This window comes from Delftia sp. Cs1-4 (genome assembly GCF_000214395.1).
Lineage (GTDB): Bacteria > Pseudomonadota > Gammaproteobacteria > Burkholderiales > Burkholderiaceae_C > Comamonas > Comamonas acidovorans.
This window is the reverse complement of the sequence record NC_015563.1, coordinates 6,206,435-6,223,163: the sequence shown is the minus strand read 5'-3', so window position 1 is coordinate 6,223,163 and position 16,729 is coordinate 6,206,435. Positions and strand designations below refer to the sequence as shown.

The 16,729-nt window shown below is 68.0% G+C and carries 15 protein-coding genes; 10 read left to right on the top strand and 5 right to left on the bottom strand.

The features are described from left to right. Window positions 1–54: 54 nt before the first annotated feature. Window positions 55–945, bottom strand: coding sequence for a LysR family transcriptional regulator (locus tag DELCS14_RS27320; protein WP_013804476.1), 891 nt, complete (start codon window positions 943–945; stop codon window positions 55–57). A gap of 94 nt (window positions 946–1,039) precedes the next feature. Here DELCS14_RS27320 and DELCS14_RS27315 point away from each other — a divergent pair, with 94 nt between their 5' ends. Continuing rightward, complete coding sequence (locus DELCS14_RS27315) at window positions 1,040–1,900, top strand: DMT family transporter (RefSeq protein WP_013804475.1); 861 nt, start codon at window positions 1,040–1,042, stop codon at window positions 1,898–1,900. A 29-nt stretch (window positions 1,901–1,929) separates the two neighbouring features. On the opposite strand, the gene DELCS14_RS27310 is transcribed toward DELCS14_RS27315, so the two are convergent. Continuing rightward, a complete protein-coding gene (locus DELCS14_RS27310) occupies window positions 1,930–2,514 on the bottom strand; it encodes a DJ-1/PfpI family protein (RefSeq protein WP_012202930.1) in 585 nt (194 codons plus the stop codon). 158 nt (window positions 2,515–2,672) lie between these two features. Further along, window positions 2,673–3,596: a phosphoribosylaminoimidazolesuccinocarboxamide synthase gene (locus DELCS14_RS27305; protein ID WP_012202931.1), complete on the bottom strand. Its 924-nt coding sequence runs from the start codon at window positions 3,594–3,596 to the stop codon at window positions 2,673–2,675. Window positions 3,597–3,960: 364 nt separating this feature from the next. Here DELCS14_RS27305 and raiA point away from each other — a divergent pair, with 364 nt between their 5' ends. The 9 genes from raiA to DELCS14_RS27260 all read left to right on the top strand — a co-directional run bounded on the left by raiA (window position 3,961) and on the right by DELCS14_RS27260 (window position 13,949). Continuing rightward, window positions 3,961–4,320, top strand: a complete 360-nt coding sequence (gene raiA, locus DELCS14_RS27300) for a ribosome-associated translation inhibitor RaiA (RefSeq protein WP_012202932.1) — start codon at window positions 3,961–3,963, stop codon at window positions 4,318–4,320. A 155-nt stretch (window positions 4,321–4,475) separates the two neighbouring features. Further along, a complete protein-coding gene (locus DELCS14_RS27295; protein WP_013804474.1) occupies window positions 4,476–4,949 on the top strand; it encodes a PTS sugar transporter subunit IIA in 474 nt (157 codons plus the stop codon). A gap of 40 nt (window positions 4,950–4,989) precedes the next feature. Continuing rightward, window positions 4,990–5,946 (top strand): HPr(Ser) kinase/phosphatase, encoded by a 957-nt coding sequence (gene hprK / locus DELCS14_RS27290; protein ID WP_013804473.1) that lies wholly within the window; start codon window positions 4,990–4,992, stop codon window positions 5,944–5,946. A 240-nt stretch (window positions 5,947–6,186) separates the two neighbouring features. Continuing rightward, window positions 6,187–8,364 carry a TonB-dependent receptor gene (locus DELCS14_RS27285; RefSeq protein ID WP_013804472.1) on the top strand — a complete coding sequence of 726 codons (2,178 nt, stop codon included), beginning with the start codon at window positions 6,187–6,189 and terminating at the stop codon, window positions 8,362–8,364. 4 nt (window positions 8,365–8,368) lie between these two features. Continuing rightward, window positions 8,369–10,144, top strand: coding sequence for an enterochelin esterase domain-containing protein (locus DELCS14_RS27280; RefSeq protein WP_013804471.1), 1,776 nt, complete (start codon window positions 8,369–8,371; stop codon window positions 10,142–10,144). Between the two features lie 62 nt (window positions 10,145–10,206). Next, complete coding sequence (locus DELCS14_RS27275) at window positions 10,207–11,169, top strand: siderophore ABC transporter substrate-binding protein (RefSeq protein WP_228676826.1); 963 nt, start codon at window positions 10,207–10,209, stop codon at window positions 11,167–11,169. A gap of 46 nt (window positions 11,170–11,215) precedes the next feature. Further along, window positions 11,216–12,199, top strand: coding sequence for an iron chelate uptake ABC transporter family permease subunit (locus DELCS14_RS27270; RefSeq protein WP_013804469.1), 984 nt, complete (start codon window positions 11,216–11,218; stop codon window positions 12,197–12,199). After that, window positions 12,196–13,194: an iron chelate uptake ABC transporter family permease subunit gene (locus DELCS14_RS27265; RefSeq protein ID WP_012202939.1), complete on the top strand. Its 999-nt coding sequence runs from the start codon at window positions 12,196–12,198 to the stop codon at window positions 13,192–13,194. The genes DELCS14_RS27270 and DELCS14_RS27265 overlap by 4 nt, the downstream gene beginning before the upstream one ends. After that, the gene (locus tag DELCS14_RS27260; RefSeq protein WP_013804468.1) at window positions 13,191–13,949 is read left to right on the top strand and encodes an ATP-binding cassette domain-containing protein; all 759 of its coding nucleotides are present in this window, start codon (window positions 13,191–13,193) and stop codon (window positions 13,947–13,949) included. Before DELCS14_RS27265 ends, DELCS14_RS27260 begins: the two co-directional genes overlap by 4 nt. A 182-nt stretch (window positions 13,950–14,131) precedes the next feature. On the opposite strand, the gene queA is transcribed toward DELCS14_RS27260, so the two are convergent. Beyond that, complete coding sequence (queA, locus tag DELCS14_RS27255; protein ID WP_013804467.1) at window positions 14,132–15,229, bottom strand: tRNA preQ1(34) S-adenosylmethionine ribosyltransferase-isomerase QueA; 1,098 nt, start codon at window positions 15,227–15,229, stop codon at window positions 14,132–14,134. A 98-nt stretch (window positions 15,230–15,327) separates the two neighbouring features. Next, entirely contained in the window at window positions 15,328–16,587 is a 1,260-nt protein-coding gene (locus tag DELCS14_RS27250) for an HD-GYP domain-containing protein (protein WP_013804466.1), read from the bottom strand. Window positions 16,588–16,729: the final 142 nt, after the last annotated feature.

Sequence of the window (16,729 nt, the reverse complement as noted above, 5' to 3'; positions counted from 1 at the left end):
TTGTCCGATGTCATAGGCCCCGACTATGGGATTTCGAGGGCTGGGCCGCCGCGATCAAAGAGTGTCGGCAAATCGCATCAACCCGCGCACCACGGCCTGCACGGCCGGGTCTTGTTGCGCGGCGCTGCGGCAGGCCAGGCCCAGCGGGCGTGTCAGGGCGGGGCTGAGTCCGCGCTGCTGCAGCGTGCGGCTGACGGCGTCCATGGGCTCCTCGCGCGGCAGGACGGTGGGGCCGTGGCCTGCGGCGACCAGGGCGCGTATGCCTTCGGGAAAGCTCATTTCCATGCGCGGCTGGGGCAGCAGGCCCGCCTGGGCGAACCATTGGGACAGCAGGCGGTGCATCTGGGTGCCGGCGGCAAAGCCTATCCAGGGCTGGGCGTTGAGCCATTCGGGAGTGATCTGGTCGGGCAGCGGCATCTGCGGCGGGGCAAACAGCTCCATGGGGTCGTTGCGCCAGGCGCGCATTTCCAGGCCGGAAGGCACGGGCTGGGGCAGCCCGACCAGGGCCAGGTCCAGGTGGCCAGTCGCCAGGCGCTGCATGGCCTGGGCGGAGCTCACGACTTCCAGGCGCAGTTCCACGCCGGGCGCGTGCTCGGCCAGCCATTGCAGCAGTTCGGGCAAAAGCAGGGGGCTGACGCCGGCCGAGGCGCCTATGCGCACGCTGGCGCCAAAGCCCTCGGCACGCTTGCGCACCTGGCGCAGCAGGGATTCGCTGTCGGCCAGCAGGCGGCGTCCGCCTTCGGCCAGCAGAGCGCCTGCGGGCGTCAGCTGCGCCTGGCGCTTGCCGCGCACCAGCAGGGGGGTGTCCAGGCGCGCTTCCAGTTCCTGGATGTGCAGGCTGACGGCGGGCGGCGACAGGTGAAGGGCCTGGGCGGCGGCAGCCAGCGTGCCGAGGTCGGCCACGGCCACCAGGGTCTGGAGCTGGTCAAGGTTCAGGCGTCGCATCAGGTTTCCTGAAGATGATGTTCCAAAGATTCGACTTTATCTAATCTGGGTACGAATCCATCATCCCGTCCCGTATCAAGAACGAGGCCATGGAATGGAATTGAGCAATGCGGTGCTGGCCGCGGCCCTGGGGGCCGCGCTGATGAATGCGGGATGGAACAGCGCCATCAAGCTGGGCGGCGACAAGATGGTCGCCATGGCGCTGACCACGGGGCTGGCCAGCCTGTGGTCGCTGCTGGTGCTGCCCTGGCTGGACTGGCGCGCGGCGGGGCTGTGGGACGCATCGGTGTGGTGGTGGCTGGCGGCCTCGGTGGCCGTGCACACCGTCTATCACTTCGTGCTGCCGCGCGCCTACCAGCATGGCGAGTTCGGCGTGGTCTACCCGGTGGCACGCGGCAGTGCGCCGCTGTTCGTGACGCTGGGCGCGGCGCTGCTGGCCGGTGAGTGGCCGGGCGCGACCGGGCTGGCCGGCGTGCTGTGCCTGTCGCTGGGCGTGCTGGCGCTGTCGGTGCGCAGCGGCGCGGCCAGCGGTTATGGCGGCAGCGGCTATGCGCTGGCCACGGGCGCCATGATTGCCTGCTATACGGTCATCGACGGGCTGGGAGCGCGCGCATCCGGCTCCGCGCTGCTCTATGCGGCCCTGCTCACGATGGGCGATGGCCTGGCCACGGTGCTGATCGTCGCCTGGCGGCGCGGCCCCGCCGTGCTGCGTGCCGATGCACGCACCTGGCGCCTGTGCGCCCTGGCCGCCGCCATGCAGCTGAGTGCCAGCTGGATGGCGACCTGGGCGCTGTCGCAGGCGCCCATGGGGCTGGTGTCTGCGCTGCGTGAAAGCAGCGTGCTGTTTGCGGGCTGGATCGCTGCCTGGCTGATGCGCGAGCGCCTGGGCCGCGTGCGCATGCTGGCCTCGGCGCTGGTGTTCGGCGGCATCGTGCTGGTGCGCTGGGGCGGTTGAGCCGCCCGGCGCCAACGTCCGCTGCGTGCTCAGCCGTGGCTGATGCGCGTGCCCAGGAGCGTCAGGAACTGGGCGATCCAGGCCGGGTGTGCGGGCCAGGCGGGGGCGCTGACCAGGTTGCCTTCGGTATGCGCCTGGTCCACGCCGATGTCGGCATAGGTGCCGCCGGCCAGTTCGACCTCGGCACGGCAGGCCGGGTAGGCCGAGCAGGTGCGGCCCTTGAGCACGCCGGCTCCGGCCAGCAGTTGGGCGCCATGGCAGACGGCGGCCACAGGCTTGTTGTTGTCGAAGAAGTGGCGCACGGCGGCGCGCACGGCGTCGTAGTTGCGCAGGTACTCGGGGCCGCGTCCACCGGGGATCACCAGGGCGTCGTACTGCTCGGGCTTGATGTCGGCGAAGCTGGCGTTGAGCGTGAAGTTGTGGCCGGGCTTTTCGCTGTAGGTCTGCGCGCCCTCGAAATCATGGATGGCCGTCTTGATGTGTTCCCCGGCCTTCTTGTCGGGGCAGACCGCATGCACCGTGTGTCCCACGGCCTGCAGGGCCTGGAAGGGGACCATGGTTTCGTAGTCCTCGCAGTAGTCGCCACAGATCATCAGAATCTTCTTGCCAGCCATGTGCTTGCTCCTTCAGAAAAAGTCAGAGGAAGCGAACATTGTGGCAGCGTCGGTGACGCAGGCATGACCGGCTGCAAAAACGCAGGCCCGCAACGAAAAAGAGAGCCGAAGCTCTCTTTTGCGGGGGAAGGCGCGCGGGGCCGGGCTACGGCGGGCCGTCAGGCCGTCAGGCGCTGCAGGGCTTCGCGGTACTTGGCGGCCGTCTTCTCGGTCACTTCCTGGGGCAGGCGCGGGGCCGGAGCCTTCTTGTCCCAGGGCTTGCCGTTGACCTGGGCCTGCTCCAGCCAGTCGCGCACGAACTGCTTGTCGTAGCTGGGCGGGTTCTCGCCATTGGCCAGGGCCTGGGCATAGCCCTCCACGGGCCAGTAGCGCGAGCTGTCGGGCGTGAGGACTTCGTCCATCAGCACGAGTTCGCCGTTCTCGTCCAGGCCGAATTCGAACTTGGTGTCGGCAATGATCATGCCCTTTTCGAGGGCGATGGCCGCAGCTTCCTTGTAGATGCGGATGGCCGTATCGCGGATCTGGGAGGCCAGCTTCTCGCCGACCATCTCCACCGTGCGCTCGTAGGTGATGTTCTCGTCATGGTCGCCCATCTCGGCCTTGGCGGCCGGCGTGTAGATGGGCTCGGGCAGCTTGGCGGCGTTGGTCAGGCCTTCGGGAAGGGGCACGCCGCAGACCGAACGCGATTCCTGGTATTCCTTCCAGCCGCTGCCGGCCAGGTAGCCGCGCACCACGGCCTCGATCAGCACGGGCTTGAGGCGCTTGACCAGCATGGAGCGGCCCGTGACCTGGGGCACTTCGGCGGGCGTGACCACGGACTCGGGCGCTTCGCCGGTCAGGTGGTTGGGGCAGATGTGGCCGAGCTTGTCGAACCAGAACAGCGCCATTTGCGTCAGCAGCTCGCCCTTGCCGGGGATGGGCTCGCCCATGATCACGTCGAAGGCCGACAGGCGGTCCGAGGCCACCATCAGGATGCGGTCATCGCCCACGGCATAGTTGTCGCGCACCTTGCCGCGCGCGAGCAGCGGCAGCGAGGCAATGTTGGAAGTGTGCAGGGCGGAGGGGCGGGACTGGGTGGTCATGTGAGGCAAGGGGCAATCTGGCAAAGAGGCTGCAGCGGCCGGATGGCTGCAAGCGGCACGCGCAGGAGCGCGATTCTAACCAACGGCGCCTCACGGTGACGGGCGGCCCTTGGCAAGCCCCACCCCAGGGGCGCAGCCTGGCAAACCCGCCGATTGTGCGCCCAATTGCATGGCGCGCAAAACCCGCCTCCAAGGCCCTGCACCGTCCTGCGCTATCGGCTTGCGGCGTTGCTTTTGGGCAGACCCCGGCGCATAGTGGATTCGCAAGCAAACGAATGCGCATTCCGGCCTGCAAGCACCTGTCCCTGCGGATCGTCTCCCGGTGGACCGGGCTGTTTTCATCCAGAGCAAGGAGTGTTTAGATATGAATCTGACGATTAGTGGGCATCACCTGGAGGTCACTCCCTCGCTGCGCAGTTACGTCATGGCCAAGCTCGAACGCATTCTTCGACACTTTGACCAGGTGGTGGATGTAAAGGTCTTGCTGACCGTTCATAACCAAAAGGAGAAGGAAAAGCGCCAACGTGCCGGTTGCACGCTGCGCGTCAAGGGCCAGGATCTTTTTGTCGAGACCTCTCACTTCGATCTCTACGCCGCCGTCGATGCGCTGGCTGACAAGCTGGACCGCGTGGTGGTGCGCTACAAGACCCGCCAGCAGGGCAGCCGTTATGGTTCGGCCAAGCGACTCGATGATGCTGGGCTGACCTTGGCGTCAGTCGGGTGACAGGTAAGGCGTCTGCCCTGTGCGGGCGCTTACAATACCTGCGCTTATGTGGCTGATGAGCCACGCACGACCACCGCCCTTCGGGGCGGTTTTTGATGGGGGTCAGGGTTTCCCCACGGTTTCCGGCACTGCGGTGCATAATTGTTTCCCGAACCATGAACCGTCTTGCCTCCATCCTGCCCGCCGCTCAAGTGCTCGTGAGCGTCGACGTCACCAGCAAAAAGCGCGCTTTCGAAGAAGCAGGTCTGCTCTTCGAGAGCCTGCATGGCCTGTCCCGCGCACTCATCACCGACAGCCTGTTTGCACGCGAACGCCTGGGCTCGACGGGGCTTGGCCACGGCGTGGCCATTCCCCATGGGCGCATCAAGGGCCTGACCGCTCCCATGGCGGCCGTGTTCCAACTGGACAATCCCATTGGTTTCGATGCCCCCGATGAGCAGCCCGTGGGCCTGCTGATCTTTCTGCTGGTTCCCGAAGCGGCCACCCAGAAGCATCTGGAAATCCTGTCCGAAATCGCCGAGCTTCTCAGCGACAGCCAGCTGCGCGAGCGCCTGAAGTCCTGCGCCGATGCGGCCCGGCTGCATGGAATGATTGCCGGCTGGCAGTCCTCCGCTGCGCCTCTGGTCTAGTCTTCCAGACTTTTTCCTTCCCTTTTTCACGGGCCTTGCCATGAGACCCAGTGCCATCAGCGCCGATGTCCTGTTCGAGGAGTTCCGCTCCAGCCTGCGCTGGGAGTGGGTGGCGGGCCTGGGAGCCTCGGAGCGCCGTTTCGACGAGATGGCCGTGCGCTCGGCGCGCTCCGGCGCGGACCTCGTCGGCTACCTGAACTACATCCATCCCTACCGGCTGCAGGTGCTGGGCGAGCGCGAGATCGCCTATCTGAGCAATGCCACGCCGCAGGACTGCCAGCGCCGCGTGGCACGCATCGTCACGCTGGAGCCGCCCGTGCTGGTGCTGGCCGACGGGCAGACGGCGCCCGATGCGCTGCTGTCCATGTGCGAGCGCGCCCACATTCCCATGTTCTCCACGCGCGAGCAGTCGGCCTTCGTGATCGATGTGCTGCGCGCCTACCTGGCCAAGCATTTCGCCGACCGCACCACCATGCACGGCGTGTTCATGGACATCCTGGGCATGGGAGTGCTGATCACGGGCGAGTCGGGCCTGGGCAAGAGCGAGCTGGGGCTGGAACTGGTGACGCGCGGCAACGGCCTGGTGGCCGATGACGCGGTGGACCTGTACCGCATCAACCAGACCACGATCGAGGGCAAGTGCCCCGAGCTGCTGCAGAACCTGCTGGAGGTGCGCGGCATCGGGCTGCTCGACATCCGCGCCATCTTTGGCGAGACGGCCGTGCGCCGCAAGATGCGCCTCAAGCTCATCGTGCACCTGGTGCGCAAGGAAACCATGGAGCGCGAGTACGAGCGCCTGCCGGCCGAGCCGCTGACGCAGGATGTGCTCGGCGTGCCCGTGCGCAAGGTGGTGATCCAGGTGGTGGCGGGCCGCAACATCGCCGTGCTGGTCGAGGCCGCCGTGCGCAATGCCATCTTGCAGCTGCGCGGCATCGACACCTACCAGGAATTCGTGCAGCGCCACCGCCGCGCCATGGAGCGCGGCGACACCTTCTAGCGACCTCTGGCGTCGCCGAGGCCGGGCCGCCTGTTGCCTGGCCCCCACTGTTTTCAACGCGATTGTTTGCTGGCCGTGCGCCCATGTTTGCGCGCGGTGCGTTGTTGCCGATTTCTTAATAAGAATAATTCTCATTTTCTATAATTCGGGCAGATGCCGTATCCGGCCTGTGCCCGAGTGTGTCCGAGTGGCTCCGGGCTGGATGCGGCGCATTTCTTTCCGTCTCGAAAGCCCTCCCGGATGTCTTCCCGTACCCGCATCGGCCTGCCGCGCGCAGGCGCCGTCAGCCCCTTCACCCCTGTTTGCACGCTCCACCGCCTGGGCACCATCGCCCGTGTCTGCGCCATGGTGGCTGCCGCGGCGCTGCCCGCCGGCGCCTGGGCCGCTGACGCCGAGCTGGGCGAGGTCACGGTGCGCGGCACCACCGATCCCCAGACCCTTCCCACGGTGGCCCCGGGCGGCCAGGTGGCCAAGGGTGCGGGCCTGGGCGTGCTGGGCCAGCGCGATGTGATGGACACGCCGTTCAACATCACCTCCTACACGGCCGAAGGCATTGCCAACCAGAACGCGGCCACGCTGATGTCGGTGCTGGAAAACGATCCTTCGGTGCGCTTCACCACCAACACCGGCCATGCCTACGAGAACTTCACCATCCGCGGCCTGGGGGTGAATGCCTCGGAGCTGGGCTTCAACGGCCTGTATGGACTGGCGCCCGACGGCCACGTGCCCGTCGAGATGATCGAGCGCGTGGAGGTGCTCAAGGGCCCCGGTGCGCTGATGAGCGGCATGACGCCCGGCGGCGCTGTGGGCGGCACCATCAACCTGGTGACCAAGCGCCCGCTGGCCCAGGATCTCACGCGCGTGACCACCATGTTCAGCAGCGGCTCGCAGCTGGGCCTGCAGGCCGATGTCTCGCGCCGCTTCGGCCCCGAGCGCCGCCTGGGCATACGCGTCAACGGCAGCACCTCGAGCGGCGACACCGAGATCGACGGCCAGAACCGCCGCCATGGCCTGGGCGCGCTGGCGCTGGACTACCAGGGCGACGGATTCACGCTGGGGCTGGATGCCTACAGCTACCGCTCCAACATCCGTGACGGCAGCCCGATGATGGTCAGCATGCAGAACCTCAAGCAGGTGATTGCAGCGCCCGACGCCAAGACCAATCTCTTCCCGGGCATACGTGCCCAGCAGCAAAGCGATGCGCTGATGCTGCGCGGCTCGGTGGACCTGGGCGCGGACTGGACGCTGTTCGGCTCTGCAGGCACGGCACAGCATGCCTACGACGGCATGCTCAACGGCACGCGCGTGGTGCTGCGCGCCCAGGGCGACGGCTCGGCCGTGGGCCAGACCTACAACCAGTACGGCTATACCGACAGCACCGCGGCCGAGTTCGGCGTGCGCGGGCGCCTGCGCACGGGCGGCGTGAACCACCTGCTGGTAGCCTCCCTGAACTGGATGGACCAGAAGGGCGGACGCGCGGCCGTGGCCACCAGCGCCAGCTACATCACCAACATCTACAACCCTGCGCCCATCACGCTGGCCGGCCCCTACGGCGCCATCAAGCAGGAGCGCGACGACGTGCTCAGCAGCCTGGCCCTGGCCGACACGCTGAGCTGGGGTGGCGATGCCGTGCAACTGACCGTGGGCGCACGCCTGCAGCGCGTGAACCAGAAGATGGCGGGCTACAACGAGCAGGCCGTCTCGCCCGCGCTGGGCCTGGTGGTCAAGCCCTGGGGCGATGCGGTCTCGCTGTATGCCAACCATGTGCAGGGCCTGAGCGCGGGCTCCATCGTCGGCGCCACCTATGCCAATGCCGGCGAAGTGTTCGCGCCCTACAAGACCAAGCAGTTCGAGATCGGCGCCAAGTGGCGCATGGGTGATTTCACGCAGACGGTCTCGCTGTTCCAGATCGAGCGGCCCTCGTCCGTGGTGGAGACCGCGACCAACCGCCTGCTGATGGATGGCGAGCAGCGCAACCGGGGTCTGGAGTGGAATGTGTTCGGCGAGCCGCTGCGCGGCACGCGCGTGCTGGGAGGCCTGGCCTACACCCAGGCCATCCAGAGCAAGACCCAGGGCGGCGCGCGCGATGGCTTCGGCGTCTACGGCGTGCCGCGCTGGACGGCCAACCTGGGCGGCGAATGGGATGTGCCCGCGCTGCCGGGCGCCACGCTCACCGGTCGCCTGATCTACACGGGCGCGCAATGGGTGAATTCGGCCAACACGCTGAAGATGCCCAGCTGGACCCGCGTGGACGTGGGCGCGCGCTATGCCACCCGCATCGCGGCCAAACCCGTCACCTTCCGCGCCACGGTGGAGAACCTGTTCGACAAGTCCTACTGGGCCGGCAGCTTCAACGACAACTTCGCCACCACGGGCGGCCCGCGCACGGTGCGTGTCTCGGCCACGGTGGACTTCTGACGCCATGGCGCAAGCTGCACGACAAGGCCTGTGCCTGGCCGCCTCGCTGCTGTGCCTGCTGGGCGCAGCCGTCCATGCCGGTGAAGACATGACGGCAACCGCATCGCGGCAGGCCCTGGCCGCACGGCCGGGCACGCTGGCGCCGGGCCAGGCGGCCACAGGGGTCCTGGCTGCCGGTGGGCGCGAGTCCTGGCGCGTCGATCTGCCCGCCGGCCACGTGGTCCAGGGTGAATTCGAAGGGCAGGGCGTGGCCCTGGACCTGGAGGATGCCCAGGGCCGGCACCTGCGCCGCCTGGCGCGGCCCGACGGCGGTGCGCAGTCGCTGATGTGGGTCACGGAGGGGGCCGGCAGGCAAAGGCTGGTGGCGCGCCACATCGCAACGGACGCGCTGATGGCCGGCGAGGTGAAATCCGCAACCGGCCGCTTTGCGCTGCGGTTGACCTCCAGTCTTGCGCCGTTGGGCGCCAAGGCTGTGCAGGCCCTGGAGCGGCCTGCGCTGGAAAGCCCACGCCTGCAGGCCCTGGCGCAGGCCATCCAGCGCGGCGCGGGTTCGGGCGTGGCGGCAGACGCCTTCTGGCGGCGCGTGCAGGAGGAGGGCGCGCCGATGGTGGAGCCGCTGCCCGGCGGCCAGTCCCTGGTCACCTTCCTGTGGCGTGGCCAGCCGCGCGCCGGCATGCAGGGGGTTCGCCTGTTCGGCAGCCCGGCCGGCAATCACGATCCCTTGCAGCACCTCGACGGCAGCGATGTCTGGTGGGCCAGCTTCCGCATGGCCGACAACGCGCGGCTCAGTTACCGCCTGGCGCCCGATGTGCCGCTGATCGCAGGCTCGGCCATGGAGCAGCGCCGCGCCCTGCTGGCCACGGCGCAGCGCGATCCGCTCAATGCCAAGGTGTTTCCGCAGCCGCCAAAGTCGCCTCAGGGCGGCTTCATCGACGCCTTCCAGGGCGCCTCCGTGCTGGAGCTGCCCAAGGCACCGCCCCAGCCCTGGGTGGCGCCGCGCGCGGGCGTGGCCCAGGGGGCGCTGGTGCAGCACCGCCTGTCCAGCCGCGTTCTGGGCAACAGCCGCGATGTCTGGACCTACCGCCCGGCGGGCGGCCAGGCGCCCGAGGCGCTTCTGGTGCTGTTCGACGGCAACGCCTATGCGAAGCAGGTGTCCACGCCCACCCTCATCGACAACCTCATGGCCGACGGTCTGATCCCGCCCACGGCCGTGGTGCTGGTGGACAACGCCAGCCCGCAGGCGCGCGGCAAGGAGTTGCCGCCCAACACCGCCTTCGCACGCTTTCTGGATGAGGAACTGATGCCCTGGGTGGGTGAACAGGGCCTGGGCCAGCCGGCGGCGCGCACGGTGATCGGTGGCTCCAGCTTTGGCGGCCTGGCCTCGGCCTATGCGGGTCTGGTCAATGCGCGCTGGTTCGGCAACGTGCTGAGCATGTCGGGATCGTTCTGGTGGTCGCCGGCCGGCGAGGTGCCGGGCTGGGTGCAGCGCCGCTATGCCCAGGAGCCACGCCAGCCCGTGCGCTTTTATCTGGATGCGGGCCGCTACGAGCGCGCACGCGGCGGGCAGGACGGCATCCTGGAAACCAACCGCCACCTGGCCGATGTGCTGCGCGCCAAGGGCTACGAGGTCACCCAGGCCGAGCACGAGACCAGCCATGACTACCTGCAGTGGCAGGGCTCGCTGGCCTGCGGCCTGGTGGCCCTGCTCAACCCCGGGCGCTTTGCCCAGGGCCTGCCGGCCTGCGAGCGCATGCCGGACGGCACGCCGGCACTTCCCTGATGCCGCAAAGGCCAATGTTTGAACTTCCTGGCAATACAGCAATCATTGCAAAGATGAACACCATGAATGCAAATCATTCCCGTCGCCGGATCCTGGCGAAGATGGGCCAGGGCCTGGGCGTGCTGGTCACGCTGCCGCTGGCGGCGCAGATGTCCCATGCCCAGACGGCAGCGGCTGGCAAGACCGTGACCGTGCCGCATGCCAAGGGCGAGATCCAGGTGCCCTTCAAGCCCGTGCGCGTGCTGGTGTTCGAGCTGGCGGCGCTGGACACGCTGCAGGCGCTGGGCGGCGAGGTGCGGGGAGTGCCCGAGTTCAAGATGCCGCCGCTGCTGGCCCGCTATGCCGATGCGAAATACGCACGCATCGGCAGCCTGTTCGAGCCTGACTACGAATCCATCAAGGCGCTGTCGCCCGACCTCATCATCGTGGGCGGCCGCTCCGAGGCCAAGTACAAGGAGCTGTCGCGCTTCGCCCCCGTGCTGGACCTCAGTGTCAGCGACCAGCACCAGATGGCCGACATCTACCGCAACATCCGCACGCTGGGCGCCGTCTACGGCCTGCAGGACAAGGCCGAGGCCGAGGTCAGGTCCGTGGAGCAGGCCATCACTGCACTGCATGGCAAGGCGCAGGACGCCGGCAAGGGGCTGGTGCTGCTGACCTCGGGCGGCAAGCTCAGCGCCTACGGTCCGGGCTCGCGCTTCGGCATGCTGCACGATGTGTTCGGCGTGAAGCCGGCCATCGACAACCTGACGGTGGCGCGCCATGGGCAGGTGGTCTCCTTCGAGTTCCTGCTCAAGACCAATCCCGACTGGCTGTTCGTCATCGACCGCGACGTGGCCATCGGCCAGGATGGCAAGACCGCCCAGCAACTGCTGGACAACCCGCTGGTGCGCGCCACCAAGGCCTGGCGCGGCAAGCAGGTGGTCTATCTGAATGCGGCCAACTGGTACACCCTGTCCAACGCCGGGCCGGGCGCGCTGAAGGCCAATATCCAGCAACTGTCGGATGCCTTCACCCGCACATGACCTCAAAGCGTTGAGCCCGCCTGTCGCCACCGCGCACGCCGCGCCCATGTCACGCCCATCGCGCCAGGCCCTTGCCTGGCTTTTCGCGCTGGGCCTGCTGCTGGCGCTGTCGCTGGCCAGCCTGATGGTGGGCGCGGGCGACATGCACTGGAGCGTGCTGTGGTCGCGCAGCGAGGACGACCTGGCCAGCCAGGTGCTGGTCTACAGCCGCGTGCCGCGCACGCTGGCCCTGGTGCTGGCCGGCGCATCGATGGCGGTCTGCGGCCTGCTCATGCAGATGCTGGCGCGCAACCATTTCGTGGAGCCTTCCACCGTGGGCACGGTGGAGTCGGCCAGCCTGGGCATGCTGGCCGCGTTCCTCTGGGTGCCGCATTGGCCGGTGATGGCCAAGATGGGCATCTCGGCCGTGGCGGCACTGCTGGGCACGGCGCTGTTCCTGGCCGTGCTCTCGCGCATCCGGCTGCGTTCGTCGTGGATGGTGCCCCTGGTCGGCCTGGTGCTGGCCGGCGTGCTGGAGGCAGCCGCCAGCTTTCTGGCGCTGCAATTCGACATGATGCAGGCGCTCAAGTCCTGGTCCAACGGCGATTTCTCGCTGGTGGTCCAAGGCCGCTACGAGTTGCTGTGGCTGTCGCTGGGCGTCACGGCCCTGGCCTGCCTGGCGGCCGACCGCTTCACCGTGGCGGGCCTGGGCGAGAGCTTTGCCACCAACCTGGGCCTGAACTACCGGCGCCTGGTCTGGCAGGGGCTGGTGGTGGTGGCCGTGGCCACCTCGGCCGTGGTGGTCACGGCCGGCAGCCTGCCCTTTGTGGGCTTGATCGTGCCCAACGTGGTGCGCCTGGTCCTGGGGGACAACGTGCGCCGCAGCGTGCTGTGGGTGGCGCTGATCGGCGCGGGCCTGACCGTGCTGTGCGACCTGGTCGGGCGGCTGCTGATCGCTCCCTATGAAATTCCCGTGGGCACCGTGCTGGGCGTGCTGGGCAGTGCCCTGTTCCTGGCGCTGATCCTGCGCCGCCGCAAGGACCTTGCATGAGCAGCCTGCCGCAATCCGTGGCTTCCGATGGGCCTGCAGCGCGCAGCTGGGGCCATGGCGCGCGCCTGGCGCTGCTGGGCGCGCTGGCCCTGCTGTGCCTGCTGGCCTTCATGACCGTGGGCGTCAAGACCGACTGGGCCTTCGTGCTGGAGCACCGGGGCGCCAAGGTGCTGACCATGGCGCTGGTGGCCTGTGCCATCGGCCTGTCCACCGTGGTGTTCCAGACCGTGTCGCACAACACCATCCTCACGCCTTCCGTCATGGGGCTGGATGCGCTGTACCTGTTCGTGCAGGCGTCCATGGTGCTGATGCTGGGCGCGGCGGGCGTGTCCGCCATGGGCGAGGTCGGGCGCTATGCGCTCAACATCGTGCTGATGATGGGCTTCAGCGTGCTGCTGATGCGCTGGCTGTTCGTGGGCCATGCCAGCAGCCTGCACCTGATGCTGCTGGTGGGCATGGTGGGCGGCATCTTCTTTCGCAGCCTGGCCGGGCTGGCCATGCGCGTGCTCGATCCCAATGAGTTCACGGCGCTGCAGGACCGCATGTTCGCCAATTTCAACGCGGTGAACCTGCAGCTGCTGCTGCCGTCGCTGCTGCTGATTGCTCTGGGCAGCGCCTGGATCTGGCGCCAGCGCCGCGTGCTGGACGTGATCTCGCTGGGGCGCGATGCCGCCGTCAGCCTGGGCCTGGACTACGAGGGCCGCGTGCTGCGGCTGCTCGCCGTGGTGGCCTGCATGGTGGCCGTGTCCACGGCCCTGGTCGGCCCGGTGATCTTCTTCGGCCTGCTGGTCAGCAACATGGCCTATCACGCCATGGGCACGCGCCGCCATGCCTGGGTGCTGCCTGCGGCCGTGCTCTGGGGCTGCGTGCTGCTCATGGGTGGGCAGGTGCTGCTGGAGCAGCTTTTTCAATTCAATACCGTGCTGAGCATCGTGGTGGAGTTCCTGGGTGGAATCGTCTTCATCGTGCTGCTCATGCGCAAGGGGACCCAATGATCGAGGTGCGTGATCTGCTCAAGCGCCATGGCGGCACGGCAGTGCTGCAGGAGCTCAATTTCGATGTGCCCGAGCGGGCGCTGACGGCCATCATCGGGCCCAACGGGGCGGGCAAGTCCACGCTGCTGTCCCTGGTCAGCCGCCTCATGCCCATCACGGCGGGCAAGGTGCGGGTGGCCGGCCTCGACGTGGCCACCACGCCCACCGAGGCGCTGGCGCGCATCATGGCCATCCTGCGCCAGGACAACCAGAGCACGCTGCGCCTGACGGTGCGCGACCTGGTGGGCTTTGGCCGCTTTCCGCACAGCAAGGGCCGGCTGGGCCCCGAAGACCTGCGCCATGTGGACGAGGCGCTGGAATACCTGCAGCTCACGCCGCTGGCCGAGCGCTTTCTCGACGAACTCTCAGGCGGCCAGCGTCAGCGCGCCTACATCGCCATGGTGCTGTGCCAGGACACGCCCTTCATCCTGCTGGACGAGCCGCTGAACAACCTGGACATGGCCCACGCCGTCAGCATGATGGGCCTGCTGCGCCGCGCCGTCACCGAGCGCGGCAAGACCGTGGTCATGGTGCTGCACGACATCAACTTCGCCTCCTGCTACGCCGACCACATCATCGCGCTCAAGGACGGCCGCCTGGCCGTGGCGGGCACGCCGGCCGAGGTCGTGCAGGACGAGGTCCTCAGCAGCCTCTACGGCATCCCCGTCAGCGTGCACGAGGTCAAGGGCCGCAGGCTCTGCCATTACTTTGGTTGAGCATGCGGTGTTTCGGGCTTGGCGCTTGAACCTGGCGCGGCCTGAGGCGAGGGACACCAAGCAAGGGCCTAAGCCGGCCGCGCCGCCCCGCCGCGAGGGTGTCGCCGGCTGCCCGTATGCCCTCCTCCCTCGCGAAGCGGGTAGAGAGGCGCCGTGCAACGGGGGGAAGCGGCGTAAGCCGCTCAGGGGGTACTTCTTTTCAACAGCATGGAGTCGCCATAGCTGAAGAAGCGGTACTCCTGCGCAATCGCATGGCGGTACAGCGCCATCACCTGCTCATAGCCCGCGAAGGCGCTGACCAGCATCATCAGCGTGCTCTTGGGCAGGTGGAAGTTGGTGATCAGCAGATCGACCACCTGGTACTCGAAGCCGGGCGTGATGAAGATGCGCGTGTCGCCGGAGAACTGGCCTGTCTGGGCCCAGGACTCCAGCGTGCGCACCGTGGTCGTGCCCACGGCGACGACGCGGCCGCCGCGCTGGCGGCAGCGTTCCAGCGCAGCCAGCGTGGCCAGCGGGATCTCGTACCACTCGCTGTGCATCTGGTGGTCGGCCAGGTTCTCGGTCTTCACGGGCTGGAAGGTGCCGGCGCCCACGTGCAGCGTGACGCTGGCGCGCTCGATGCCGCGCTCGGCCAGGCGGGCCAGCACGGCGTCGTCAAAGTGCAGGGCGGCCGTGGGCGCGGCCACGGCGCCGGGGCGGGCCGCGAAGACGGTCTGGTAGCGCTCGCTGTCTTCGGCGGCGTCGGGGTCGTTGCCGGTGTCCTGGTGGCGCTCGATATAGGGCGGCAGCGGCAGGTGGCCGAAGCGCTCCATCAGCTCGTGCGGCGTCTCGCCGCGCGGGCCTTCGAAGCTCAGGTGGAACAGCGGGCCGTTCTCGTCGGGCCAGCGGCCGCGCAGCACGGCGTCGAAGCCGCCGCGGTTCTTGCCGCCGCACAGGTGGATGCGCGAGCCGGGCAGGGGCTTCTTGCTGACGCGCATGTGGGCCACGACATCGTTGCCTTCGAGCACGCGCTCGACCAGCAGCTCCAGCCGGCCGCCGCTGGCCTTCTCGCCGAAGATGCGCGCCTTGAGCACGCGCGTGTCGTTGAACACCAGCAGGTCGCCGGGCTGCAGCAGGTCGGGCAGCTCGTGGAAGATGCGGTCGGTGGGCGGGGTGGCATCGTCGCGGCCGTCGAGCAGGCGCGAGGCGCTGCGCTGGGCGGCAGGATGCTGGGCGATCAGGTTCTCAGGAAGCTCGAAGTCGAAATCGCTGAGCGAAAACACACGGGACAGGGAGGACATGCAGTGCTTGAGGGCCGGACATGGCCCGTTCCAAGTTCGTTGAACGGAAGTCCGCCATTGTCGCAAACCCTGGGGTCATCCCCGGAATTTCGCGGCGGTCACTTGGCCATCTGGGCCTGCGTCTGGGGCTGGCGCTCGAACTCCAGCCACAGCGTCTCCAGATCCGGGAAGTCCCAGTTCACCGGGTCCTCGCGCGCGATGATGCGGTCGTTGCCCTGGCTCTCGGACAGGTCCTCGATCTCGGGCGTGATGCGGCAGGCCTGGCGCAGCGAATAGAACACCTTGACGCGCGGCGCCAGCAGGCTGCCCGGCGAGGCATCGACCACGACGGCCAGGCGCTGCGAATGCAGGCGCACCAGCGAGCCCAGCGGATAGATGCCCACGGTCTGCACGAACTGCTCGAACAGCCGCTTGTCGAAATGGCGGGGGCTCCACTCGGCCATGCGCCGCAGCGCCTCCGAGGGCGGCCAGCCCTTCTTGTAGGGCCGGTCCGAGGTGATGGCGTCGTAGACATCGCAGATCGCCGTCATGCGCGCCAGCAGGCCGATGTCGCCCTGCTGCAGTCCGTCGGGGTAGCCGCTGCCGTCCACCTTTTCGTGATGGTGCAGGCAGGCATCGATGACCTCGTCGTCCAGGCCCAGCGGGCGCAGCAGCTGCTCGCCATGGCGTGGGTGGGCGCGCATCAGCGCCCATTCCGCATCGTCCAGCGGCCCCGGCTTGTTGAGCACGGCGACCGGGATCGCGGTCTTGCCTAAATCGTGCATGAGACCGGCCATGCCGGCCTTGCGCAGGCTGTGGTCGTCCAGGCCCATGCGCTTGGCCAGTGCCACCATCAGCGCGCACACGGCCAGGCTGTGCATGTAGGTGTAGTCGTCGGCCGTCTTCAGCCGTGCCAGGCCGATCAGGGCGTGGGGATTGCGCGCCACGGAGGCCGTCACATCGTCCACCAACTGCCCGGCGGCCGTGGCGTCCACGGGCCGGCCCAGCCGCGCGTCGCTGAACAGGCGGCTGAGCAATTGCTTGGCCTGCACGCAGGTCTGCGCGGCGCGGCGCAGCTCGGTGGCGGTGGAAATGGGGGCCGTGCTCTGCTCGGAGACAGGGCGGGCGCTGTCCGGGATCTGGTGGCGAAGCTCGTCCTGCGGATCAAAGCGCAGGCAAGGCACCTGGACACCCACGTCCAGGCCCTTGCGCACGTCGATCCAGACCTCCTGGATGGAGGTGGAGCGCAGGCGCTGGAGGTCGGCCTCGGAGCGGAGCAGGAAACGGGTTCGCCAAAAAGGATGCTCCATCCAGGAGCCGCAGAACTCGTGCAGGAACATGCCCAGAGTGACATGCTGGACATTGATACGCTTCAACATGGCATTCGGTGGCGGGGTAACACTACGTAACGTCAGCGTGCATGGTAGCGGCTTCCCCAGAGACCCGGGGCCTCAAGGGTGCTTTGGGCAAGGGCATCCGGCATGAACGTGGCGTGTTGCCTACACCTGTATATTCATACAC

Excerpts from the sequence above, each read along its gene's own strand:
- DELCS14_RS27320 (WP_013804476.1), bottom strand. The coding sequence starts at position 945 with ATGCGACGCCTGAACCTTGACCAGCTCCAGACCCTGGTGGCCGTGGCC.
- DELCS14_RS27315 (WP_013804475.1), top strand. The coding sequence starts at position 1,040 with ATGGAATTGAGCAATGCGGTGCTGGCCGCGGCCCTGGGGGCCGCGCTG.
- DELCS14_RS27310 (WP_012202930.1), bottom strand. The coding sequence starts at position 2,514 with ATGGCTGGCAAGAAGATTCTGATGATCTGTGGCGACTACTGCGAGGAC.
- DELCS14_RS27305 (WP_012202931.1), bottom strand. The coding sequence starts at position 3,596 with ATGACCACCCAGTCCCGCCCCTCCGCCCTGCACACTTCCAACATTGCC.
- raiA (WP_012202932.1), top strand. The coding sequence starts at position 3,961 with ATGAATCTGACGATTAGTGGGCATCACCTGGAGGTCACTCCCTCGCTG.
- DELCS14_RS27295 (WP_013804474.1), top strand. The coding sequence starts at position 4,476 with ATGAACCGTCTTGCCTCCATCCTGCCCGCCGCTCAAGTGCTCGTGAGC.
- hprK (WP_013804473.1), top strand. The coding sequence starts at position 4,990 with ATGAGACCCAGTGCCATCAGCGCCGATGTCCTGTTCGAGGAGTTCCGC.
- DELCS14_RS27285 (WP_013804472.1), top strand. The coding sequence starts at position 6,187 with ATGTCTTCCCGTACCCGCATCGGCCTGCCGCGCGCAGGCGCCGTCAGC.
- DELCS14_RS27280 (WP_013804471.1), top strand. The coding sequence starts at position 8,369 with ATGGCGCAAGCTGCACGACAAGGCCTGTGCCTGGCCGCCTCGCTGCTG.
- DELCS14_RS27275 (WP_228676826.1), top strand. The coding sequence starts at position 10,207 with ATGAATGCAAATCATTCCCGTCGCCGGATCCTGGCGAAGATGGGCCAG.
- DELCS14_RS27270 (WP_013804469.1), top strand. The coding sequence starts at position 11,216 with ATGTCACGCCCATCGCGCCAGGCCCTTGCCTGGCTTTTCGCGCTGGGC.
- DELCS14_RS27265 (WP_012202939.1), top strand. The coding sequence starts at position 12,196 with ATGAGCAGCCTGCCGCAATCCGTGGCTTCCGATGGGCCTGCAGCGCGC.
- DELCS14_RS27260 (WP_013804468.1), top strand. The coding sequence starts at position 13,191 with ATGATCGAGGTGCGTGATCTGCTCAAGCGCCATGGCGGCACGGCAGTG.
- queA (WP_013804467.1), bottom strand. The coding sequence starts at position 15,229 with ATGTCCTCCCTGTCCCGTGTGTTTTCGCTCAGCGATTTCGACTTCGAG.
- DELCS14_RS27250 (WP_013804466.1), bottom strand. The coding sequence starts at position 16,587 with ATGTTGAAGCGTATCAATGTCCAGCATGTCACTCTGGGCATGTTCCTG.